Genomic DNA, 20,670 nt, shown 5'->3' with positions numbered 1-20,670 from the left:
AGAAGACAGAAAGCAGGAACAAACACTTGACAATCCGTACGACCTGGACCGTGGAGCACGCCTGCTCCCACAGCGTGGATCACGATCTGTCCCATCGTCCTGCCGACCAGCGGGCGGGCTTTGCCCGCTGGCTCGCGTCGAAGGACTGCACCGACTGCTGGAAGGCTGCGCGCGACGCCGACTCCGAGTCCAAGGAGGAGTGGCTCGCGGCCAAGCGGGCCGAGGAGCAGGAGGCGGCCGTCGCGTGGGCGCAGCAGTTCGGTATGCCGCAGCTGGAGGGCTCGGAGAAGGCCCTGGAGTGGGGCGAGCGGTCCCGCCACCAGCTGATGACGGCCGCGTACACCGCGCTCGTCGTCGAGGGCACGTGGGACGAGGCGGACTGGGCGGAGCTGGAGGAGAAGGCCCGCGCTGTCACCCGGGCCGGATGGTGGATCGACCAGCGCGATGCCGAGGGCACTGACCTGTTCGAACTCCTGGAAGCTGCCGGTGAGGCGGACCGTGTGACGGAGAATCCTTTCCGCTGACGGCGGGGCAACATAGCCGACCAACGCCGGTTAGCCAAACCGGCGTTCCTGCGGACTATTGATGTTCCCACCCCGCCAGCAATCGCGTGGAAGGAACTCATGTCCCAGCCCCCTCCCACCTCGGCGTTCGCGCCGACGCCCGACCCGCTCACGCCCGACCGGGACATCACCCACGCCCACTTCCAGGCCGGTGACACCGTCGTCGTCCTGAAGGGGGTGGCCGGCGGCGAACTGTGGGGCGACGCGATGCGCGTCGTCGCCCCGTCCTGGCACACCCCGACCGACGAGGACGGGTGGCGGCTGCGGGATGCGACCGGCGGCGCCCAGTCCTACGTCACCGCCCACCCCCGCTACCTCGTGCACCTCGCGCGCCGCTGCCCGGACTGCCTGATCCACCTGCGGGCCATGGAGGGAACGCTCCTGCCACGGTTCGCCGGCCGCGACGAGCTGATCGACTGCGGCTGGTACACCACCACCGCCCTGGGCCAGCTCGTGCACATCACCGACATCCGCAGCGGCCGGTGATCAGCGTCGGGCACAACGCCTTCCGATCTCCTTAGGAGAAACGTCTCCCTGCCCCGCACCGACCGCTTCCTGGACATCCGCCGCGACCCGCACTCCGACGAACTCCTCGCCCGCGGCGGCGACTCCGAGGCACACAGCATCCTCCAGCGCGCGGGCTTCGTCGCCGTCGTCCGCCTCCACGAGTGCTACCACCGGGCCCCCGCCGCACTCGCCAAGGACGACGAGTCCCGCCTCGCCACCAACGCCGTCGCACGCCTGCGGGCGGCCGGATATCACGTCGACTGCGACCCGCTCTTCGACTCCGATGCCCGGCCCGTCCGCTATCCCGCCCTCGGTGCCTCGGTCTCCCGCCTCGCCAAGCGTCTCCGTGAAGCCACCGACACCGACGAAGCAGCCGCCATCCTCACCGAACTCACGGCGCCTCACGACGGCGTCCTCGCCGGGCTGGATGACACCCTCGGCGCCCTGGCGGAGTTCTTCGACGGCCTCGGCAACCCGTCCGATCCCTACACCACCCGGCGCCTGCGCTACCTCGCCGACGAATACGTACGCGTCATCCGCTCCGACCTCGCACACACCCGCGAGCGGCTGGCCGACCGGTACGCCCCTCACCCCGGCCGCCGGGCCTGCGCCGAACAGGTTCCCGACCACGAGACCGAACGCTCCGCGGTGTGCGCCTGCCCACCGCCGCCGCGTGCGCTGCCGGCCCCGGCGCCACCGCCCGTCAGTGCCACCCGCCTGCGCCGCTGATCCCCTGCAACTGCCCAAGGACACCATGCACGACCACGACACCTCCGAGCGCCTCGCCTCGTACGCCGACGTCCTCGCCGGAGAACTCCCCGATACCTGGACCAGCTCCTACCTGGAGCCGGACGCCAAGGACGACCTCGCCGAACTCTCCGACCGCATCTGGGACCTTGACCTGGTCGCCGCCTGTCTCGCCGAGCACCCCCTGCAGGAGGCCGCCCTCTTGAGCCGACCCGACGGCGCGCAACTCGTCCTCCTGGACCGGCACGACGAGCGCGGCGGATTCCTCATCGCCGCCGTCGCCCCGCACACCCTGCCCGACGAGGCGTACCGCGCCGTCGCCGAGCCCAACGGCATCGCCCTGACCGACGACCCGTTCCTGAGCGCTGAGCAGGTCGCCGGCGACCTGCTCGCCCGCTACGACCGCGCCCTCGCCCAGGCCCGCTACAACGCCCTGGGCGGCATCCAGTCCTCCCAGTCCGACCGGGTCGTCCTGACCTGGCAGCCGGACGGCAGCATCGCCACCGCCCCCGCCGACAACCGCGCCGGCGCTGTCCTCACTGCCCACGGCTTCGTCCAGGACCCGCAGAGCGGCATCTACCGCCTGAGCGGTGACGACACCCAGGCCCAGGCCCAGATCCTGCGCGAGATCGGCCCGCGCCTGGACGCGCTCGGCATCAGCACCGCTCTCCAGCATCCCTCGGGCCGGACCGCGCCCACCGCCGCGCCCGCTTCCGCGCCGCCCGTCCCGGGTGGTCTCCGCACGCCGACCGTTCGGTCTCGGTGACGCAGGCGGAGCCCGACTTCTGGGTGCTGGAGTACGTCACGATCACTAAGGATCCCCGCACCGGCCTGGTCGTGGCCATTGGCGGTACCGAGTAGCCCGCGGACATCCTTCAGCGAACCGGCGGCTTCGTCTCCGCCCCCGGACCGCGCGGGGACTATCACCGGCTTCCGCACGGCCTGCTCGTGGAGCAGCAACGCCTGAAGGCGACCGCTGCCTCGCACGCTCTGCTCGCCGCCGGGCACAGTGTCCACCTCGACCCCACGCTGAACATGCTGGTCGCACCGGACGGTGAACGTGAGGCCGCCCTGCGCTACCTGGCGGGGCTCGCCGAGCGGGCCTCAGCCGCCGCCACCAGCAGCGAGGTGGCCGAGGTCCTGACCGAGGTCGCTGCCCCCGTCCACGGGCTGCTGCCCCTCGTCAGAGAAGTCGTCGTCAGCGCCTGGATCGCCGCCGGCGACCTCCAGGAGGCCGCGCCCGCCGGGGAGCCCGATCCCCTCGCACTGCTCGGAAGAACCGCCGCCTCCATGAGAGAGGCCGCTCTCGCCATCCTCCACGCCCGCAACCACGCCGCACGCCCTGCGCAGCGGCCGGCCACTGCCTCACCACCGCCGGCGGGCCGTGCCCTGCCTGCGGAATCGCGCCGCCGATGACCGCGAAGAACCTCATGGCCAACCTGGCCGACGGATGCGGCGCGGACGTCGAGATCTGCATCAAGGCCCTGACGACCAATCGGTTCCCCCTTGCCTGCGACGTCGGCCGCCGTACCTCGTAAGGCGCCCGGCGCGGTCCCGGCACCGCCCTCCTCACCGCCCCCGCCCCGGAGAAACCCGTAGCAACCCGCACACCCCCACCGATCAGCAACCGGCTCAAGCCCCGACTCGCCACGGCCCTCTTCCGCCGCTATCTGCGCGCCTGCATTCCGACCGGCCCCGACCCCGCCTCCCCGCTGGCCGGCGCCCGCCCGGAGGCCATCCTCGCCGAGACACAGCGCGCCGGACAGCGCCGCCGCCACTGACCGTCCACCGACCCGGAGGAGCATGACCCACCCCACCCCCGACGCGGTGAGACTGGCCGACACGATCACCCGCCAGCTCGCCAGCCACCTCTCGCAGCTTCCCCCGCCCCAGGCCGCGCAGGTCATCGCCCGCGTACTCGACCCGGACAACGGAGTCCTCGGCGGCGTCACCCACCTCGTCGCCACCGGCAGCGTGTTCGCCAAGGACCAGGCAGAGCGCGGCGCGCTCCCCGCGGAGGTGTGGCTCGCCCTGGGCCGTGCCTCGAACGAACTCGGCGACATCGCCCTCGATCTGGACGAACACACAAACACCCTGCAGCGCGTCGGCGCCCAGCCCGCCGCTACGGCGGCGAAGCCTCCGGCACCCGCACCGCTCGTCGTCCGGCGCCACCGGTGAAGAAGAAGCAGTGGCACGGCTGGGGACCCGGCGAGCAGGCCGAGCAGCACTACCTCGTCCAGCCCCGTGCACTCGCGGGCGGCGGCGATGTCCGGCACGTCTCGGAGTTCCTGCGCGCCTCCGGCTGGCGCGACAAGTCCCAGACGGGCGTCCCCCTGTACATGGAGAGCCGGGACCGCACCGTCCGTGTCGCCTACGACCCGTACAGCCTTCCCGGCGGATGGACCATCCACGGCCGGGCAGAGGGGGCGAACGGCGAGTGGTCCGCCCACCTGGGCCAGCAGACCCCGGTAGAGATCCTCGCCGGTCTCACCGACGCCCTCACCCGCCCCCGCTCCGCCCACGCCCCCAACATCTGGGCCCCGCTGCAGGAGCAGGACTGGCACACGCGGTTCGAGGGCCAGGACTACACGGCGACGAGCCCCGACGGCACCGCGTGGATGCAGTACCGGCAGAGCCCCGACGGGGCGGCGATGTGGTGGACCGGAGCGAAGGACCAGCAGGGCAACGGCTGGACGGCCAACTTCACGCCGAACACCCCGATGCACCTGGTGCAAGCCTTCTCTGCCGAACTCGCCAGCCCGGACCCCGTGATGCGCCCGCGCGGACGCGTGCCGATGAGCACGCAGATCCGTACCTGGTCAGTCTCCGTGAAGCCCTCCCAGCTCAGTGCGTGGCAGCAGCCCCGCATCACGGCGGCCCGCGCAGCCACCTGGGCCCGCATCAGCGCCCATAGCACCAGGCCACGCACCGCCGCCCGCCCCTACACCCCGGCCGGTGGCGCACGCACCCGCCGCTGACCGCGACCGTCCCGCCCCGAGGAGCCCGATGCCCGCACTCACCCCGGACACCGTCCACACCCTGACCGAAACGCTCGCGGACCTCACCGAATACCTGCGCGAGAACCCCGACCCCGCAAAAGCCCTCGCCCTCATCGAGCCCCTCCTCTACGAATACACCGGCCTGCCCGTGCAGTTCGCCGACACACTGCGTGCCCTCGCCCGCGCCGTACAGGAACACCTGGACACGCCGCGCACCACACAGGTCGCTCTCCTGATCATCAAGTTGCGCACGGCGGCGTGGGAACAGACCGACCAGCACAACCTCCACTACGTCCTGGACGATCTCCGCGACCTGTACGGCAGTCCCCACGGGAGTGAGCCGGGGTGCTGCCGGTGGCACTGAGCGAACGGCAGCTCGCCGCGTTCGCCGACAAGCACGCCTGGCAGATCCCGTTCGACACCAGCCCCCGGCATCTCGCCGGTCCCGGAGACGCCCGCCACGTCACCCACGGCCTGGCCGCCGCCGGATGGAGCACGGTCTCCGACCCGTTGAGCGCCGAGATCGTCCTGCGCAGCCCCGACCTTCGCCACCGCCTCCAGTTCGACCCGCAGTCCACCACCTCCGCGTGGTGGCGGGTACGGGCCGAGCCCACCGACACCGAGCCGGGCTGGTACGCCGAGTTCGGTGAACTCGTGCCCGCCGAGGTCCTCGCCGGTTTCACCGACGCCCTCATCACCCCGACACCCCGGCAGGACCCGTGGCAGCCGGTGGCTTCGGCGGGCTGGACCCGCGACGCAGACGGCACGGCGTACTCGCCGGACTCCATGTGCCACATCGAACTGCGCCCGTTGAGTGAATTCAGCGCCCGGCCGTCCTGGCATGTCGAGACCCGAGAGCCCGCCCGCGGTGAGTACCCCGGCCCGAGCATCTGGCACGCCTACCTCGACGAGCGCGTCCCCGCACACCTCGTCGGATCGTTCCTCTCCGCGCTTGCCGACCGCAGGCCGCTCCAGCGAGGCATGTACGACCGCACCGGCCACTTCAACGCCGTACAGGAACCCAGCCCGCTGCGCCCGCAGCAGGTGGTCGACGCGCACACCGCGCGTATCGAATCGCTCCGTGCCCGGGCACGCGCCGCCCGCCGCCAGCAGACGAAACCCGCGACGGCCCCGGCGCACACCAGCACCGCGCAGCCGGCCGCACGCCGCTGAACCGAGAGGATCCCTCCCCATCTCCCGAGACCACCACGCACACCGCGACTCGCTGCGCCACCTCGACCGCTACGTGAGGGACAGCCACAAGGTCCTCGACGCCTGGGACGCCTACTCCGACGAGCACACCGACCTCGACGGCCGGCCCTACGACGACCACGCCTACGGCCTCCGCAAGAGCCAGCGCGACGCCGACACCGCCGAAGCGTTCGAGACGCTCCGCTACGGCGCCCGGCGCCTGCTGGCCACCGCCGAGACCCAGCTGACCCAACTACCGAAGAACACGGTCCAGAGCCGCTGGGTCTACCAGCTGGGCGTCCTGGGCGACGCCCTGGACCGGCTCGACGAGCTGCACGAGCGATGGCTGACCACCCGCGACGCCCTGCCCACCGCCGCCAAGCCCGGCACCACCGAATTCGACAACGCCTTCGCCGAGCATCACGCCGAATCGTGGAGCTACCTCGACGACTGGGCCACCCACGGCACAGCGCTCCGGGAGATCAACACCTCAGCCCCCAAGGCCCCTTCACTCCTGGCCCCCGCATCGGCCCTCGCACCCGTCCGGCGGACCCTGGCCCGGAAGTGACCATGCCGCCGACTCCCGAGACCGTCGAGGTCGACTTCATCACCACGCGCCACCTCGCCGGCGACGACCCCGCCTGGATCACCGTCGCCCTCCAAGGCGACGACCCCCTGATGCCCGTACTGCTCTCCAGCCCCAACCAGAAGGCCCTCCTGCGCCTGGAGCCCGACCCCGACGACCAGTGTGGACCCTGCACCACGTCGCCGAGCCGGACCGGCTGGTCAGTGCCTGTTCCAAACCTGTACCAGCAGGTCAAGGGACGTGCGCCAGAAATGGGGTCTTGTCCAAGCGTTCGGGGAACGGTCACCGTGTCCGTTCCCCGAACGGACTCCCTGAGGAGTCGGGTGTGGGGACTCCGCTGCCTCGGATTCCAGATGCGGTGCAGTCGGGCGTGGTTACTCGCAGTGCTCGTCGAATGCGTTGCACAGGTCGGCGGCCACGCTCCGGGCGTCGCGTCCCTCGATGCGGTAGCGCGGGATGAAGTAGACGAGTTCGCCGTCTTTGAACAGGGCGAACGACGGTTCGGACGGCGGGATGTCCGGGAAGTAGGAGCGCATCCGCTCGGTGGCTTCCAGGTCCTGCTCGGCGAAGACGGTCACCAGCTTGTCGGGGCGCTTGGAACCGTCCTCCAGGGCGAGGCGGACCCCGGGGCGAGCCATGCCGGCCGCGCTACCGTACACCGCGTTGATGGCCACCAGGGTCACGCCCGCCTGGTCCGCCATCGCGGCGTCCACGTCCTTGGCACTGAGCAACTCCTTGAATCCGATCTCGGTCAGCTCTTCCTTCATCGGCTTGACCAGCATCGGTGAGTACGGCATCCCAGATCCTTACGTAGCGCGATTGATCCACCACTTAAAGTAGCCGGTGCGGTGAAGTGCGGCATCCGCACATCAGCCCAGATCGGAGGCTGTCGCACGGCTCGGCATCGTTCATCCGCTCCGTGGCCCGAGGGATTAGGAACAGGCAGTCACGGTACGGCGACAACGGCCTCGCCTCCCCCCGACAAGACGGCGTACGCCGAGCGGCTGGGAACAACATCTGATCCAGGAGCCTGGTTCGTCACCGTCACCCTCGCCATGCATCAGAGGGTCGGGCAAGCCGGCTTCGGCGCTCACACCCCGCCACGCCTCGTCGCCGCGTTCACCGCCGCGCTCGCCGACCCGAAGCCTGTGCACCGCATGGACAGCGGGCGCAGCCTGGCGACGCTCGACCCGGACGTCGCCGCCCGCCGGACGACCGACGTGCTCGCCGCGTACGTCGCCGACTCGCTGGAAGAACGCGTCCACTCCCTCGCCGCCCGGCACACCACCTCGCCGACGGTCCCGAACTCCGCGCGGCAGGCGCCGCCCAGGCACGGCCTCAGCCGCTGACCCTCACCTCCCCCCGGAAGCACGTAGCCCTTGCCCCCTTCCTCCTCCAGGAGCAACACCGACGGATACGACCTCGTCCTGCGCCTCATGCTCGGCGTCCTCACCGTCGTCGTCCCCCTCGCCCACCTGGCCTGGCTGTCCGGCAACGTCACCGCCTACCTCACCGGCACCAGCTGGGCCCCCTACCAGCCGACCAAGGCCCTACTCAACCCCGAGCAGGTCTGGCCCGACGCAGGAGAAACGTCCCTGCTGATCGGCGCCCGCATCGTCCCCGTTCTCCTGTTCCTCGCCCTCGGGGCAGGGGCGGGCGTCCTGTGGGCCCGGCACAAGAACCGAAGCGGCGGCCGGAAGAAGATCACCGCCATGGCCAAGGCCCGGGACATCGAGCCGCTGATGGCCAAGGCGATCACCGACAAGGCCCGCTCCCTGCGCCCCAGTCTGAAGGACGCCAAGCACATCGAGGCGAAGGACACCGGCATCCTTCTCGGCAACCTGCAGGGCAGCCGCCACGAGGTGCGGATGGGGTTCGAGGACGTCGCCGTCGCGATCATGGCCCCGCGTTCCGGCAAGACCACCTCGCTCGCCATCCCGTCCATGCTCGGCGCACCCGGCCCGGTCCTGCTGACCTCGAACAAGGCCGCCGGCGACGCCTTCACCACCGCCTACGAGGCAAGGGCCCGGGCGGGGACGGTGTGGACCATGGACCCGCAGCAGATCGCGCACGCCGAACGCTCGATGTGGTGGAACCCCCTCGCCAGCGCAACCACCCTCGACGGGGCGAACCGGCTTGCCGGACACTTCCTCGCCGCCAGCGTCGATGCGTCCCAGCAGAGCGACTTCTGGTCGAAGGCCGGCAGCAACATCCTGTCCCAACTGCTGCTGGCCGCAGCGCTCGACGAGCGCCCGATCACCGACATCATGCAGTGGCTCGCCTTCCCCGCCGACCGCACGCCACTGGACATCCTGCGCGACCACAAGTTCACCGCCGTCGCCGCTCAGCTCAAGGGCACCGTCGAAGGCCCCCCAGAGACGAGGGACGGCATCTACGAGACCGCCCGGCAGTACGCCTCCGCGCTCCTGAACGCGGAGATCGCCGCGTGGGTGACCCCGCAGAAGGACGTCCCGGAATTCAGGCCCGGGCAGTTCGTCACATCCACCGACACGCTGTTCCTACTCAGCAAGGACGGCGGCGGCGGTGCCTCAGCGCTGATCGCCGCGTGCGCGGACTCGGTGATGCGGGCCGCGACCGCCCAGGCCGAACGCGCCGGCGGACGCCTGGACCCGCCGATGCTGGCGATCCTGGACGAGGCCGCCAACGTGTGCAAGATCAGCGACTTGCCGGACCTGTACTCCCACCTCGGCAGCCGCGGGATCATCCCGATCACCATCCTGCAGTCCTACCGCCAGGGCCAGAAGGTCTGGGGGGACGCGGGCATGGACGCCATGTGGTCCGCCTCGACCGTCAAGGTGATCGGGTCCGGGATCGACGACCCGGACTTCGCCGACAAGCTGTCCCGCCTGATCGGCGACCACGATGTGGAGACCACGTCCACCTCGCACTCGGAGTCCGGCAAAAGCACGTCGGTGTCGATGAGGCAGGAGCGGATCCTGCCCGCCGACGCGATCCGCGCCCTGCCCAAGGGCACCGCGCTCTGCTTCGCCACCGGCATGCGCGCCGCCATGCTCGATCTTCGGCCGTGGTACCGCGAGCCCGGGGCGGAGGAGCTGTCCGCGGCGTCCGCCCGCGCGTCACAGGCGATCACCGCCCGCGCCGTCGCGAAGCACACGCCGACGCAGTCCGACTTCGGGAAGGCCGTGTGAGCAGCACCCTGCTGCACCTGGTGCCGGTCCGCTCACGGCAGGCGAAGGAGTTCGTGCGGACCTGGCACCGCCACCACCCGCCGCCCGCAGGGCAGATCTTCGCCGTCGGCGCCGCCGACGAGAACGGCATCCTGCGCGCCGTCGCGATCGTCGGCCGGCCCGTGGCCCGCCACCTCGACGACGGCACCACCCTCGAAGTCACCCGGACCGGCAGCGACGGCACCCGCAACACCAACTCCCTGCTCTACGGGGCATCGTGGCGCCCGGCGAAAGCCCGCGGATACCGGCGCCTGATCACGTTCACCCAGGAAGGCGAGAGCGGCGCCTCCCTGCGCGGCGCGGGCTGGCGCCTGATCGCCAGCCGCCCGCCGAGGGCCGGATGGCACACCCCCTCCCGGCCCCGGACCGGCCACGGCAACGACCACGTCGCCCACTTCCTGTGGCAAGCCCCTTGAGCACCCCCCGCAAAAGAACGTGAGCACCGACCCGACCGGAGCAGCCCTGCCCACCTTCGACTGGACCGAACAAGCCCCGCCAGCCACCCGTCCGGCCCCACCGGTCCGGCGGCGAGCATGACGACACCGCCCGATGAGGGCCTCCTGTTCGACGTCGCCGCCCCGCCGACTCCGGTCGAACGGCTGCTGCTGCTCGCCGACCAGTACGTGCAGCACAACGACATGCTCGACCGGCTCATGCGGGCCGCGCCGCCGCGGTCCGAGCCCCATGCCCACGGCGCCTCGGCCCAGCGCCTAGCCGCCGAGACCCGCACCGCAATCAAGGCAGTCACCGACGAACGCCTCTTCCGCAGCCACGACCTGTCGGACTCGGTGCTCCGCCTCCAGCAGCTCGCCTTCCTGAGCAGCGCCTCCGCAGACCAACAGCTCCCCACGGCACGCACACTGACCGCCTTGGCACCCGAAGCGGCGATGAGCTGCGCGGACACCCTCGCCTTCGAGATCCGACACCGCCGCGGAAGCACCCCTGAAGCCCCGGAGCAGCCGCTGCCCCGCACGCAGCGCACCGCCTTGTGGGAGATCGGCTGCGGGAACGTCGTGGCCACCAACTCCCTGGGCCGGCAGTACGTCCACTTCCGGGACGAGCGCGTGCTGATCGGCACGCTGCGGGCACTGGAAGCGGACGGTCTGGCCGAACGCATCCCGAAGTCCGCGCCCTCCGCCTACATCGACGGACCACTGCAGGACCGCGTCCGCCTCACCGCCGCCGGCACCACCGCTCTGGCCGCCGCGATCAGCCGCCCGCCCACCACCAGCGCGCCCGGCACAACTCCTGCGACCGTCCCCGCCGCCGCGCAGCAGGCCACCCGAACCCGCTGACCGACCCTCCGGAGCCACACCACCCCATGCCTCCGCTCGACCTGGCAGAACAAGGACGACAACTCCACTCCCTGGCCGATGCCTTCGATGCCCTGCACACCCGCGTCCGGGACGTCTCCTACACCCCCGGCACCGACGCGCTACGACAGATCAGCCCTCTCCTGCTCAAGGCCCAGGAGCTGACAGCCGCTGTCCTCGTCCGTCTGAGCACGCTCGACTCCAGCATCTACATCGACGTCGCCGGGAGCCGCTCCAGCCTGGAGCGCCTGGCCTCGGTCGCGGTCGCCTCCACCGTGGCCGGCAACGACCTCGCCAGCGCGCTGTTCGCCAACCCCTACGAAGGGGCACCGTTCGACGGCTATCCCGCCGACGACGCCCCTACGCGCACTGCCCGCCACGCCGAGGCCCTCCCGAAGATGACCAGGCACCTCGCCGACGCCTGCCACCAGCTCGACCTGAGCGCGACCGGATGCCACTACGTCGCCACCGGCATCACCCACGCCCTCCGCGACACTCTCGACACAGCCGGCTCGGCCCAAGAGGCTGCCGTCCCTGCTCTGACCGGCACCCAGTACGACGCCCTCAAGTCCCTCGCCCGCGGCAACGGGATGCTGTACGAGGGTGCGCGGCGAGGGCTGGGCGTGATCCGTGTGGCGACCGCGGACGGCACGCGTATCTCGATCGCCACCTTCCGGGCCCTGAACAAGCGCGGGCTCGTCGGCCGGGACTTCAGCACCCGGCTGTCGCGCGGGCAGAAGATCACCGTCACCAAGCAGGGACACCTGGCTCTGGCCAGTCCGCGCCCCACAGCCGCGGCCGGCCCCGCTCGGGCCTCCGCCACGCCTTCTGCCGTGCGCGGTGCACGTCGGTGACGCACTTCGCGCCCCAGGACCGCGTCCTGGTCTCAATGCGCCATCTGGCAGGCGCCGGGATCGACCGGCTCGCCGACGCGGTCGGCCCGCTGATCCACCTGTTCGGCTGGCCGAGCGAACACGACCGTGCGGCCGGGCGCATCACCGTCAACAGTCCCGACAACAATGCTCGACCAGGTCGACCTCACCGACGACGAGCGCGAAGCACTCGAAGGTGACCGCGCCGCTGTCACCGCTCTGGCCAAGAAGCTCGCCGACATCCCGACACCCGCAGGGCCCACACCCAAGGAACTGGGGACTGAGTCCGCCTTCATACCCCTCACCCAGCTCACGGACACCGTCTCCCGAAAGACGGATGCCAGCTGAGTGCGGCTGGCCCTTCCAGCAGCTCACGATCGCGTCCGCGTCGTTCGTCTCAGGGCTGGGCGTCCACCTCTGCGATGAGCTCCGCCACAGTGACACCCGGTCTTACTCGGACATCGAAGTTGTAGCCCTGATCACAGAACACCAGGTCGACCACATCGGGCATCAACCGGCGGAGCAAGCAGGCGACCTGCGCAGAGTCCGCCAGTGCCGCATCCAAGTACACGCCCGTTTCATCCTCCGGTAGGAACACCTCGCCGGGACCTTCATCCGTGCAGAAGCTCCAGCTGAAGGCACATACCTCACTTCGCCATGTCGGGTCGGATTCGGCCTCCGCCCAAAGATCCGTGATCGCGGAAGTGACGGCGGCTGAGCTGACCCTCCAAGTGGTGGTCGAGCCATCGAAGAACGCCATGAACGCAGCCATGCCGTGTGTCTACCACGCCCATCTCGACATCCCACCAGCCGCCTCGGGCTGGTACCTCCTACTCCAGACGAAAGGCTACGAGCCTGTCTCGATTCTCAATAACTTGCCCGTTCCATGGAAATGCCAAATGGAGGCATATTCGGGACACATCCCCATCCGAGTGGGCGGACGTCGTCGAATTCGACGCGGCCATCCGGCAGGGCAACGCCCGCGCCAACGCGGCGGGCAGCCGACTGCTCGGCGAGGCTTTTCTGCACCGCTCCCGCGTCCCCCTGAGCCAGGCACCGATCGACCACGTCACCGCTGCGGAACTGGCCGCTCCGCCCATCGGGGTGGACGAGGCCAACGTGCTGGAGAACGGCGTCGAGGACGGCTGCTCGCCCTGGGCGTGCCGTGGGGAGGCTGATGCGCTGACGCAGGACGACTTCGGGCTGGCCACGTGATACTCGACCTCTTCGCGGGGCCGGGCGGCTGGAGCCGAGCGCTGGGCGTTCTCGGCGTCCGCGACGTCGGTCTGGAGTGGGACGAGTGGGCGTGCAGAACCCGCGCTGCTGCTGGGCAGTTGACGATCCGGACTGATGTGGCGCGGTATCCGACGTGGCCCTTCCTCGGCCGCACGCGCGGGCTGATCGCCTCCCCGCCGTGCCAGGCGTGGAGCATGGCCGGCAAGCGCCTCGGCCTACTCGACCAGCCGTTGGTGCACGCGGCGGTCGAGGACCTGGCCGCCGGGCGTGACACCCGTGAGCGTCTCCTCGCCGCGTGCCGCGACGAGCGTTCCCTGCTCGCGGCCGAGCCGATGCGCTACTTGTACGCCCTGAACGCGGTGGGCGAGCCCGACTGGGTCGCCATGGAAGAGGTGCCGGACGTCCTGCCCTTGTGGAAGCAGTACGCGGCCGTCCTGCGCGGATGGGGGTTCTCCGTCTGGTGCGGGGTCCTCAACGCGGCCGACTTCGGTGTTCCGCAGACCCGAAGGCGGGCGATCCTGCTCGCCTCACGCGTCCGTACGGCGCAGCCGCCCACGCCCACGCACGCCCAAGTCGCCGAGCCGGAGTCGCTGTTCGGTCCCGGCCGCGCCCGCTGGGTCAGCATGGCCCAGGCCCTGGGATGGGGCGCGACCGACCGGCCCGTCCCCACCGTCTGCGCCGGCGGCGGGCCCGAACCGTTCCCTTCGGGCTCCCGCAAAACACTGTCCGACGCCCGGGAACGCGGCACCTGGATGCCCCGCCCGGACGGCAGCGTTCTGCAGCCCCCTCGTGAAGGCGCGGCATGGGCAGACCGGCGCGGCACACGTGAGAACCGGGTCGCCGACGCTCCGGCCCCGACGTTCACTGCCGAGGCGCATTCCTGGTCCTGGTCCCTGCGCAGCAACAACCAGGCCAACGCCACGGTCCGTCCGCTTTTCGAGCCTGCGGGCACGCTGTTCTTCGGTCATCGCGCGAACGAGTGCACCTGGGTCGCCGAGCCCGCCTCGCCGCCGGCCGTGAAAGCCGATGTGCCGGCCGTTCCCGAGCCGATCCGGATCACCGCCCGCGAGGCCGGCCTCCTGCAGACCTTCCCCGCCGACTACCCCTGGGCCGGCAACAAGGGGCGGCAGTTTTCCCAGATCGGCAACGCCGTTCCCCCGCTGCTCGCTGGCCACCTCCTCTCCCCGCACCTCGGCGTCACCCTCGACCCCGACGACTTCACCCTCGCTGCCTGATGCCCCACTCCCCTAAACCCGACGAAGGCGACCTCGACACCACCGCTGCGCCCCAGCCCGTGTTCCACGTCGAGCAGGCCCTCCTCGGCGCCCTCCTCCGCGCCCCTCACCGTCTGGACGACGTGAGCGGCATCGCCGCCGAGTCGTTCTCCACCGCCGCCCACGCCGCCGTGTACGCCGCGATCAGCACCCTGCCGCGGCCCGACCCCGCCGAGCACGCGAAGAACACCGAGTGGCTCGACCACGTGCTCGCCACGAGCCGGGAGCAAGCGCGCGGGCTGAGCGCCTCCGACCTGCACGCCCTTATCCAGGTCTGCCCCTGGCCCAGCCACGCACCCGCCTACGCCCGGATGGTCGAGGCCGAGCACGCCCGCCGCCGCCTGCAGACGGCGGCCGAACGCCTCGTCCACACCGTCCACGACGTCTCCCTCCCGCACCCCGTCCAGACGGTGCTCGCCGAGGCCGACGCGCTCGCCGCGGTCGTGGACGACATCGCCCACCGCTTCCCGCCCCGCGCAGGCGTGCTGCCTCGCACCACGCCACCCTCGCCGCCCGCCGTGCCCGACCCCGCAGAAGCCGTCGAGGAGGAGCAGATCCTCCTCGCCACCGCCACCGCCTACCCCTCAGACATCGAAGCCGTCCGGTGGCTGCTCCCCGACGACCTCACCCTGCCGCTGCACTCCGGCCTGTGGCAGTGCCTGACCGCCCTGGCCCGCCGCCACGAACCCGTCGACCCCGTCACGGTCCTGTGGGAAGCCCAGCAGCGCGGCGTGCTGGACGACGGAAGCGAACCGGGCGAGGTCCTGCGCATGCTCGCCGAACCCGCCGGTTCCGTCGAGCACTGGGGCGAGCGGGCCCTGCAGCGCTCCCTCCTGGCAACGGCCGAGCACACCGGCCGACACATCGAGGCGTACGCCGACGACCCGGCGAACACCCCGTTCCAGCTCGTCGTCGGCGCCCGCCGCGCCCTCGCCGACATCGCCGCCGTCCGCACCCGCTGGCAGCACGCCACCACAACGGTCCCGCCGCCGCGACCGCGACCGGCGCCCACCACCCGCGCCGGCCCGCCGACCACCACAGCCGCGCACGCCACCCGCTCCACACGAGCAACCCGATAGCACCCCGCGCACACCGGTGGCCGGACCCGAAGGCCCGGCCACCGGCAGAACAGACGAGACCCCCAACGTGACTCCCGCCATCGACGCCCACGTCCGCCTCGACACCCACCCCACTCACCCGAGCGCCGTGCAGGCCGTCCTGACCGGCAGCCAGGCCCACGTCGCCCACGTAGCCCTGGAGGCTGCCGAGTGGGGCGTCGCCGCCACCAACGTCCTGGTCCTGGCCCGCATCGATCACGAAGAGTCTCAATGGGTGAAGTCAAGACTTGTGTGCACGGGATTACGAACAGCTCGTCCAGCATTCCGAGACTTTGCTCACCTGGGCCGCGATCACCTTGATGCCCCGCCGTCCCACCGGCCGCCGGCGAAGCCCCGCCCTCCTGGGCCCGGCCGCATGACGCATCCGCGCGCACCCAGGTGAGCCCGGCCCGCACGTAGCCGACCGGGCTCATCGGCGAAGGTCAGGGCCACATCACTAGCTGCGACCTCCGCGCTTTGAGCCTACGCTCACCCCGGCCGGCCACGACCAGCCCCGCCCACCGGCGCGCCGCCCTATGGCCGCAAGACCCCCTTGCGTGGCGGAACACTGATGTCCCTGCTAGCGCGGGGTGTGGGATTCTGGCAGAGACGCGGACGGGGGACTGACAACGGGGAGTGGGGCTCGTATGCGCGAGGTGTACCACGAGGAACTGGCCTCGCTCGGCGAGGCTCTGGTGGAAATGGCGAACCGGGTCGGTTCGGCCCTGGGCCGTGCCACCAGCGCACTGCTGGATGCCGATCTCCAGCTCGCGGAAAGCGTGATATCCGCCCACAGCAAGGTCGAGGACCTGCAACGCGACCTCGATGATCGGGCGATCGCGGTCCTGGCACGCCAGCAGCCGGTCGCCACCGACCTGCGGGTGGTGGTCACCTCCCTGCGCATGAGCGCCGACCTGGAACGCTGCTCGGTCCTGTCCCAGCATGTCGCCAAGCTGGCACGGCTGCGCTATCCCGGGCAGGCCGTGCCGCAGGACCTGCGCCGCACCATCCTGGAGATGAGCCAGCTCGCTCAGCGTCTGATGGCGCAGGCTGCCGACGTCCTCGTCACCCGCGATCTGGAGGCCGCGCTCCAGATGGAGCAGGACGACGACCGGATCGACGAACTGCACCGCTCGATATTCCAGCACCTGCTGGACGACCGCTGGCACCACGGGGTGGAGACCGCGGTCGACGTCACCTTGCTCGGCCGCTACTACGAACGGTTCGCCGACCACGCCGTCTCCGTCGCCCGCCGCGTGGTCTTCCTGGTCACCGGTGAACACGCCAACGAACTGGCAGCGACACATCCATGACCACCCGCGCGACTACTTCCTGATGCCGTACGGCTACCGAGCGCAGACCGTCGAGCGCCAAACGACAGGAGCTCCCATCAGGGAGACACCCCTAGTGCGGGACGGTTGAGCGACAAGCCCGCATTCTGTCCGGGCTCAGACCGCATGCGCACTCGGCGGAGCAGGGGTGAACAGGCGGTCATCGCGCAGAAGCGCCCAAAGCACACTGGCTCGCCGGCGAGCCAGGGCAATCACCGCTTGGACGTGCCTGCACCCCTCGGAGCGCTTCTTGAGGTAGAAGTCTCTGCTGGGTCCTTCGCGGATCATGCTGGTCTGGGCAGACATGTAGAACACACGGCGTAAGCGGCGGTTGTACCGCTTGGGCCGGTGCAGATTGCCCGTCCGTCGGCCGGAGTCACGCGGGACGGGGACGAGCCCGGCCGCGGAGGCGAGGTGGCCAGCGTCGGCGTAGGCCGTGAGGTCGCCGGCCGCCACGACGAACTCAGCTCCGAGTATGGGGCCCATACCGGGCAGGGACTCGATGACCGCCGCCTGAGGATGGTCACGGAAAGTGTCGCGGATCTGCTTCTCGACCCGCTTGAGCCGATCATCCAACGCCAGAATCTGGACGGCCAGGTCGGCGACGAGCTGAGCGGCAACATCCTCGCCGGGTAGTACGGTCTGCTGCGACTGAGCTGCCTCCAGTGCCGCAGCTGCGACCGCGTCGGCGCCACGCACAGCCCGGTTGGTAAGCCATGCCGTAAGCCGTGCCCGACCACGGCGCCTGATCGCGGAGGCGGTCTGATGCCTGGTCAGCAGGACCAGGGCACCCTTGTGGGCCGAGTAGTCGAAGGCACGTTCCAGAGCCGGGAAGACACCGGTGAGTACATCGCGGAGCCGGTTGACCATCCGTACTCGATCAGCCACCAAATCCGAGCGATGGGCGGTCAGCAATGCAAGGTCCGCGGCCAGCTGAGCGGGCACGTCGATGGTGGCGAAATCGCGCCGGTGGCGGGCGGTCTCGGCGATAACGTAGGAGTCGCGGGCATCGGTTTTGGCTTCGCCCCGGTAGGCACCCGCCATACGGTTGACCGTACGGCCAGGCACGTAAACGGCCTGCTGGCCATGCGCGGCCAAAAGGGCGAGCAGCAGCGCCGAAGACGTGCCGGAGATGTCCACCGCCCAGTGGACCGTGTCGGCCAGTTCCAGGATCTCGGCGAGCGCGGTCAGGATCGCGGTTTCATCGTTGTCGATCTTCTTGGACCACAAGGTCACGCCGCTCCCGTCGACGACGGCGGCCCAGTGGTGGCCCTTGCCTGCATCGACGCCGGCCCAGGCATGGGCATCACGCTTGCTCACTTGCCCCTCCTCGCATCGCTCCGCGTGTTGTCAGCCCAGGAACACCCCGCCGTCATCTCCGTAAATTGCGACCGCACCAGACGCGCACATCTCAATCAGCAGCCAGGGCGCCCCAGAGAGCCGGACGGCCACTCCTCGGCAGCCACTGATGGCAAGTCGTACTCAGCCACATCCGGCCCTCCCGGGCCACTGACCAACGTACAGAGCCGGATGGCCACTCTTCGATAGCCACAGTCGGCAAGCCCTACTCAGCCACATCCGGCCCTCCCGGGCCACCTAACAACTTACGGAGCCCTACTGGGCCGACGACGCAGCCAAGCACCTGATCGCCAAAGGCATCACCGTCGAGATCACCCCTCGGCTGCAGGAAGCCATCAACGAGGAGTGGACCTGGGCGAACTACCCGATGCCCTGGTGCACCCGCAGCGAAATCCGCGAGGTCTCCAACCAGGCGCAGAAGATCCACGACGATATCCGCCACGGCCACCTCCTTATCCACGCCCACGCCCACGACGGCCACACCACCGTCGCGGTCGGCACCTACCTCCACCGGGGCGGCAAGTCCGTCTACCTCTACGGCGAGAACCACCTGCGCCAGATCGCCGACACCTTCGACTCGCCCGCGGAGGCGCTTACGGCCTTCGAAAGGGTCCACGCAGCCGAGATGCACCCCGGCCCGGCGCCTCTGACCGACACCGAACGCGCCGCCATCGAAGCGCGCTCCGTCTTCGACGTCACCACGGCCAAGTCCCAACGTTCCCGCCCAAACCCGGAGACCGTCCCCGTCTACCTGGCCGATGCCGGCGACCACGACGCGCTCCTGGACGCGTTCCTCGACGCGCACGGCGAGTTCGAGAAGTGGCGGACCTGGTCGGATGACACGACCCACGCCATCCACGAATCACAGACCCTGCGCATCGAACGCGTCCACGAAACCCCCGCCCACGAGACCGCATGGACCGTCGCCGCATACGAGACACCGGTCTCCGACCGCATGTGGGTCCTCACCGCGACCGGCGCCACCCCCGCCCCAGTGCTGCAGGATCTGCTCAACCACCTCGCCGACGGCGACGGCTGGGACACCCGCATCGGCACCCCCGTGGACGAGAAGATGGTCACCGCAGCCACGCAGCCGCTCTCCGAGGCCGGGTGGAAGCACACCGTGGACGGACGATGGATCCGCTGGAAGTCCCATAACGGGGCCACGGGCGTCCAGTTCGACGCCTTCACCGCACAAGACCCGAATCAGAACCTGGCCACCTGGAGCATCTGGGCCGGTCCCGGTCCCGACCGGCCCACCTGGACCATCACCGCGTCCCTGCACACCCCCAGTTCGCTGCTGGCCGATCTCTCCGAGACCCTCGCCCACGAGACCGGCACGCGCCAAACCCACCCGGGCCGCGAGCACAAGACCCGCCTCGCTGCCAGTGCACCGGCAGCTCCGGCGGCCACGGCCGGCCGACCCACCAGCCGCTCGCGCTGATCACCGGCCCGCAGGAGCGGGGCAACATAGCGCGGGATCGCCGGTTGGCCAAACCGGCGATCCCGCGAACCATGGACAGACCACCGCCACTGCCATGCCCGAACGTCGAAAGGCCCCCGCCCACGACTGCGGACACCACCCGAAGCTCAGCCCGCCGCAAGACGTACGGCGGCGCCGGATCATGCCGCCGCGTAGCTCGCCCGGAACAGATCCTGCGCCCGCTCCACGTCCCTCGGCGTGCGGAGCTGGACCTCCAAGTCGCCCGTCCCGTGATGGCCGAGACTCGACACGTCCCGGGTGAAGCCCGGAACGAGGTCGACGTCCTTCGGGTCAACCTTCAGGTAAACCAACAGCTTGCTGCGCTGCGGCGGGCACAGGCAGGCGAAGTTCCGCAGCCGCTGATAGGCCCGGTAGGTCTTGCGCTCCACCCTGTTCACGCCGTCCCCGAGCCCGAGCAGGACCTCGTCGACCGTTCCAGCCAACTCCGTCATCGCCGCGCCCTGGACATCGGACGCCGCCCCGGCCACCGCCCGGCGCCGCGTACGATGGGCCACCTGCATGCCTCCGCTCACGACGGCCACGGTCTCAAGCCCGAGCAGGTCGCTGCCGAAGAATCGGTAGCGGACCAGGTCGATCGAGCGCCGGTGCTCACGCACGGCGTGCACGTCGTAGCGGGTGAAGTCGCCGGCGATACAGATCAGGCGCGGCCCGCTCCACAGGACCTGGGACGCGGCCGTCACCCCGAGCCGGTCGCGGACCAGGTGCTCGAACTCGGCCCGGTGGTCCATCAACCAGGCCAGGTAGAACAGGCCCTGGTTGATGACGCCGGCATCCGTGTCGCGCTTGTACTCCACTTTACCGACCACAGGAGCTCGTGAACCGGCTCTGAACTGCGACAACTCATAGACTACATGTCCGTGACGGCGAGTTGGGGCCGTTGCG

Annotated in this window: 26 protein-coding genes and 1 pseudogene; 22 read left to right on the top strand and 5 right to left on the bottom strand. The window is 70.4% G+C overall.

Going from position 1 to position 20,670, the window contains the following annotated elements:
* Positions 1 to 26: 26 nt before the first annotated feature.
* Positions 27 to 524: a hypothetical protein gene (locus ACFZB3_RS48370; protein WP_391389959.1), complete on the top strand. Its 498-nt coding sequence runs from the start codon at positions 27 to 29 to the stop codon at positions 522 to 524.
* 99 nt (positions 525 to 623) lie between these two features.
* Positions 624 to 1,049 carry a hypothetical protein gene (locus ACFZB3_RS48365; RefSeq protein ID WP_391389957.1) on the top strand — a complete coding sequence of 142 codons (426 nt, stop codon included), beginning with the start codon at positions 624 to 626 and terminating at the stop codon, positions 1,047 to 1,049.
* Here ACFZB3_RS48365 and ACFZB3_RS48360 read toward each other — a convergent pair whose 3' ends face one another.
* Positions 1,050 to 1,700 (bottom strand): hypothetical protein, encoded by a 651-nt coding sequence (locus ACFZB3_RS48360; protein WP_391389955.1) that lies wholly within the window; start codon positions 1,698 to 1,700, stop codon positions 1,050 to 1,052. It lies immediately after the preceding gene.
* Between the two features lie 124 nt (positions 1,701 to 1,824).
* Here ACFZB3_RS48360 and ACFZB3_RS48355 point away from each other — a divergent pair, with 124 nt between their 5' ends.
* The 8 genes from ACFZB3_RS48355 to ACFZB3_RS48320 all read left to right on the top strand — a co-directional run bounded on the left by ACFZB3_RS48355 (position 1,825) and on the right by ACFZB3_RS48320 (position 6,575).
* Entirely contained in the window at positions 1,825 to 2,583 is a 759-nt protein-coding gene (locus tag ACFZB3_RS48355; RefSeq protein ID WP_391389953.1) for a hypothetical protein, read from the top strand.
* Between the two features lie 182 nt (positions 2,584 to 2,765).
* Positions 2,766 to 3,233, top strand: a complete 468-nt coding sequence (locus ACFZB3_RS48350; protein WP_391389951.1) for a hypothetical protein — start codon at positions 2,766 to 2,768, stop codon at positions 3,231 to 3,233.
* Positions 3,230 to 3,355, top strand: coding sequence for a hypothetical protein (locus tag ACFZB3_RS48345; protein WP_391389949.1), 126 nt, complete (start codon positions 3,230 to 3,232; stop codon positions 3,353 to 3,355). Before ACFZB3_RS48350 ends, ACFZB3_RS48345 begins: the two co-directional genes overlap by 4 nt.
* 265 nt (positions 3,356 to 3,620) lie before the next feature.
* Complete coding sequence (locus tag ACFZB3_RS48340; protein WP_391389947.1) at positions 3,621 to 3,995, top strand: hypothetical protein; 375 nt, start codon at positions 3,621 to 3,623, stop codon at positions 3,993 to 3,995.
* Positions 3,992 to 4,795 carry a DUF317 domain-containing protein gene (locus ACFZB3_RS48335; protein ID WP_391389945.1) on the top strand — a complete coding sequence of 268 codons (804 nt, stop codon included), beginning with the start codon at positions 3,992 to 3,994 and terminating at the stop codon, positions 4,793 to 4,795. The genes ACFZB3_RS48340 and ACFZB3_RS48335 overlap by 4 nt, the downstream gene beginning before the upstream one ends.
* Positions 4,796 to 4,823: 28 nt before the next feature.
* Positions 4,824 to 5,180 carry a hypothetical protein gene (locus ACFZB3_RS48330; RefSeq protein ID WP_391389943.1) on the top strand — a complete coding sequence of 119 codons (357 nt, stop codon included), beginning with the start codon at positions 4,824 to 4,826 and terminating at the stop codon, positions 5,178 to 5,180.
* Complete coding sequence (locus tag ACFZB3_RS48325) at positions 5,171 to 5,989, top strand: DUF317 domain-containing protein (protein ID WP_391389941.1); 819 nt, start codon at positions 5,171 to 5,173, stop codon at positions 5,987 to 5,989. The genes ACFZB3_RS48330 and ACFZB3_RS48325 overlap by 10 nt, the downstream gene beginning before the upstream one ends.
* A gap of 73 nt (positions 5,990 to 6,062) precedes the next feature.
* Entirely contained in the window at positions 6,063 to 6,575 is a 513-nt protein-coding gene (locus tag ACFZB3_RS48320; RefSeq protein ID WP_391389939.1) for a hypothetical protein, read from the top strand.
* Positions 6,576 to 6,967: 392 nt separating this feature from the next.
* Here the strand turns inward: ACFZB3_RS48320 and ACFZB3_RS48315 are convergent, their stop codons facing one another.
* A complete protein-coding gene (locus ACFZB3_RS48315; protein ID WP_391389936.1) occupies positions 6,968 to 7,390 on the bottom strand; it encodes a BrxA/BrxB family bacilliredoxin in 423 nt (140 codons plus the stop codon).
* A 51-nt stretch (positions 7,391 to 7,441) separates the two neighbouring features.
* On the opposite strand from ACFZB3_RS48315, the gene ACFZB3_RS48310 reads away from it, so the two are divergent.
* The 6 genes from ACFZB3_RS48310 to ACFZB3_RS48285 all read left to right on the top strand — a co-directional run bounded on the left by ACFZB3_RS48310 (position 7,442) and on the right by ACFZB3_RS48285 (position 12,335).
* Positions 7,442 to 7,942 carry a DUF317 domain-containing protein gene (locus ACFZB3_RS48310; protein WP_391389935.1) on the top strand — a complete coding sequence of 167 codons (501 nt, stop codon included), beginning with the start codon at positions 7,442 to 7,444 and terminating at the stop codon, positions 7,940 to 7,942.
* 30 nt (positions 7,943 to 7,972) lie between these two features.
* On the top strand, positions 7,973 to 9,763 hold the full coding sequence (locus ACFZB3_RS48305; RefSeq protein ID WP_391389933.1) for a TraM recognition domain-containing protein: 1,791 nt from the start codon (positions 7,973 to 7,975) through the stop codon (positions 9,761 to 9,763).
* Positions 9,760 to 10,218, top strand: coding sequence for an XF1762 family protein (locus tag ACFZB3_RS48300; RefSeq protein WP_391389931.1), 459 nt, complete (start codon positions 9,760 to 9,762; stop codon positions 10,216 to 10,218). The genes ACFZB3_RS48305 and ACFZB3_RS48300 overlap by 4 nt, the downstream gene beginning before the upstream one ends.
* Before the next feature lie 117 nt (positions 10,219 to 10,335).
* Positions 10,336 to 11,097, top strand: a complete 762-nt coding sequence (locus ACFZB3_RS48295; RefSeq protein WP_391389929.1) for a hypothetical protein — start codon at positions 10,336 to 10,338, stop codon at positions 11,095 to 11,097.
* A 26-nt stretch (positions 11,098 to 11,123) separates the two neighbouring features.
* Positions 11,124 to 11,969, top strand: coding sequence for a hypothetical protein (locus ACFZB3_RS48290; RefSeq protein ID WP_391389927.1), 846 nt, complete (start codon positions 11,124 to 11,126; stop codon positions 11,967 to 11,969).
* Between the two features lie 165 nt (positions 11,970 to 12,134).
* Positions 12,135 to 12,335, top strand: a complete 201-nt coding sequence (locus ACFZB3_RS48285) for a hypothetical protein (protein ID WP_391389925.1) — start codon at positions 12,135 to 12,137, stop codon at positions 12,333 to 12,335.
* A 49-nt stretch (positions 12,336 to 12,384) separates the two neighbouring features.
* Here ACFZB3_RS48285 and ACFZB3_RS48280 read toward each other — a convergent pair whose 3' ends face one another.
* A complete protein-coding gene (locus ACFZB3_RS48280) occupies positions 12,385 to 12,759 on the bottom strand; it encodes a hypothetical protein (RefSeq protein ID WP_391389923.1) in 375 nt (124 codons plus the stop codon).
* 5 nt (positions 12,760 to 12,764) lie between these two features.
* On the opposite strand from ACFZB3_RS48280, the gene ACFZB3_RS48275 reads away from it, so the two are divergent.
* The 5 genes and pseudogenes from ACFZB3_RS48275 (at position 12,765) to phoU (ending at position 16,907) form a co-directional block, all read left to right on the top strand.
* Positions 12,765 to 13,202 carry a hypothetical protein gene (locus ACFZB3_RS48275; RefSeq protein ID WP_391389921.1) on the top strand — a complete coding sequence of 146 codons (438 nt, stop codon included), beginning with the start codon at positions 12,765 to 12,767 and terminating at the stop codon, positions 13,200 to 13,202.
* The gene (locus ACFZB3_RS48270; RefSeq protein ID WP_391389919.1) at positions 13,199 to 14,458 is read left to right on the top strand and encodes a DNA cytosine methyltransferase; all 1,260 of its coding nucleotides are present in this window, start codon (positions 13,199 to 13,201) and stop codon (positions 14,456 to 14,458) included. The genes ACFZB3_RS48275 and ACFZB3_RS48270 overlap by 4 nt, the downstream gene beginning before the upstream one ends.
* Entirely contained in the window at positions 14,458 to 15,576 is a 1,119-nt protein-coding gene (locus ACFZB3_RS48265) for a DnaB-like helicase N-terminal domain-containing protein (protein WP_391389917.1), read from the top strand. The genes ACFZB3_RS48270 and ACFZB3_RS48265 overlap by 1 nt, the downstream gene beginning before the upstream one ends.
* A 272-nt stretch (positions 15,577 to 15,848) precedes the next feature.
* Positions 15,849 to 15,950, top strand: a pseudogene (locus tag ACFZB3_RS48260) (IS5/IS1182 family transposase); the annotation flags it as partial.
* 291 nt (positions 15,951 to 16,241) lie between these two features.
* The gene (phoU, locus tag ACFZB3_RS48255) at positions 16,242 to 16,907 is read left to right on the top strand and encodes a phosphate signaling complex protein PhoU (protein ID WP_391389915.1); all 666 of its coding nucleotides are present in this window, start codon (positions 16,242 to 16,244) and stop codon (positions 16,905 to 16,907) included.
* A 135-nt stretch (positions 16,908 to 17,042) separates the two neighbouring features.
* Here the strand turns inward: phoU and ACFZB3_RS48250 are convergent, their stop codons facing one another.
* Positions 17,043 to 18,245 carry an IS110 family transposase gene (locus ACFZB3_RS48250; RefSeq protein WP_391389913.1) on the bottom strand — a complete coding sequence of 401 codons (1,203 nt, stop codon included), beginning with the start codon at positions 18,243 to 18,245 and terminating at the stop codon, positions 17,043 to 17,045.
* Positions 18,246 to 18,651: 406 nt separating this feature from the next.
* Here ACFZB3_RS48250 and ACFZB3_RS48245 point away from each other — a divergent pair, with 406 nt between their 5' ends.
* Entirely contained in the window at positions 18,652 to 19,728 is a 1,077-nt protein-coding gene (locus ACFZB3_RS48245) for a DUF317 domain-containing protein (protein WP_391389911.1), read from the top strand.
* A 179-nt stretch (positions 19,729 to 19,907) separates the two neighbouring features.
* Here the strand turns inward: ACFZB3_RS48245 and ACFZB3_RS48240 are convergent, their stop codons facing one another.
* Entirely contained in the window at positions 19,908 to 20,627 is a 720-nt protein-coding gene (locus tag ACFZB3_RS48240; RefSeq protein WP_391390037.1) for a DUF5655 domain-containing protein, read from the bottom strand.
* Positions 20,628 to 20,670: the final 43 nt, after the last annotated feature.

Origin of the sequence: Streptomyces sp. NPDC008092 (assembly GCF_042957285.1) — a bacterium.
Classification (GTDB): Bacteria; Actinomycetota; Actinomycetes; order Streptomycetales; family Streptomycetaceae; genus Streptomyces.
The sequence above is the reverse complement of the archived record's forward strand: the minus strand, read 5'-3'. Positions and strand labels throughout refer to the sequence as shown.

Bases quoted from the DNA above. Each gene is read 5' to 3' on its own strand.
- ACFZB3_RS48345 (WP_391389949.1), top strand. From the start codon at position 3,230: ATGACCGCGAAGAACCTCATGGCCAACCTGGCCGACGGATGCGGCGCG.
- ACFZB3_RS48365 (WP_391389957.1), top strand. From the start codon at position 624: ATGTCCCAGCCCCCTCCCACCTCGGCGTTCGCGCCGACGCCCGACCCG.
- ACFZB3_RS48280 (WP_391389923.1), bottom strand. From the start codon at position 12,759: ATGGCTGCGTTCATGGCGTTCTTCGATGGCTCGACCACCACTTGGAGG.
- ACFZB3_RS48290 (WP_391389927.1), top strand. From the start codon at position 11,124: ATGCCTCCGCTCGACCTGGCAGAACAAGGACGACAACTCCACTCCCTG.
- ACFZB3_RS48330 (WP_391389943.1), top strand. From the start codon at position 4,824: ATGCCCGCACTCACCCCGGACACCGTCCACACCCTGACCGAAACGCTC.
- ACFZB3_RS48340 (WP_391389947.1), top strand. From the start codon at position 3,621: ATGACCCACCCCACCCCCGACGCGGTGAGACTGGCCGACACGATCACC.
- ACFZB3_RS48265 (WP_391389917.1), top strand. From the start codon at position 14,458: ATGCCCCACTCCCCTAAACCCGACGAAGGCGACCTCGACACCACCGCT.
- phoU (WP_391389915.1), top strand. From the start codon at position 16,242: ATGCGCGAGGTGTACCACGAGGAACTGGCCTCGCTCGGCGAGGCTCTG.
- ACFZB3_RS48245 (WP_391389911.1), top strand. From the start codon at position 18,652: ATGCCCTGGTGCACCCGCAGCGAAATCCGCGAGGTCTCCAACCAGGCG.
- ACFZB3_RS48355 (WP_391389953.1), top strand. From the start codon at position 1,825: ATGCACGACCACGACACCTCCGAGCGCCTCGCCTCGTACGCCGACGTC.
- ACFZB3_RS48285 (WP_391389925.1), top strand. From the start codon at position 12,135: ATGCTCGACCAGGTCGACCTCACCGACGACGAGCGCGAAGCACTCGAA.
- ACFZB3_RS48315 (WP_391389936.1), bottom strand. From the start codon at position 7,390: ATGCCGTACTCACCGATGCTGGTCAAGCCGATGAAGGAAGAGCTGACC.
- ACFZB3_RS48295 (WP_391389929.1), top strand. From the start codon at position 10,336: ATGACGACACCGCCCGATGAGGGCCTCCTGTTCGACGTCGCCGCCCCG.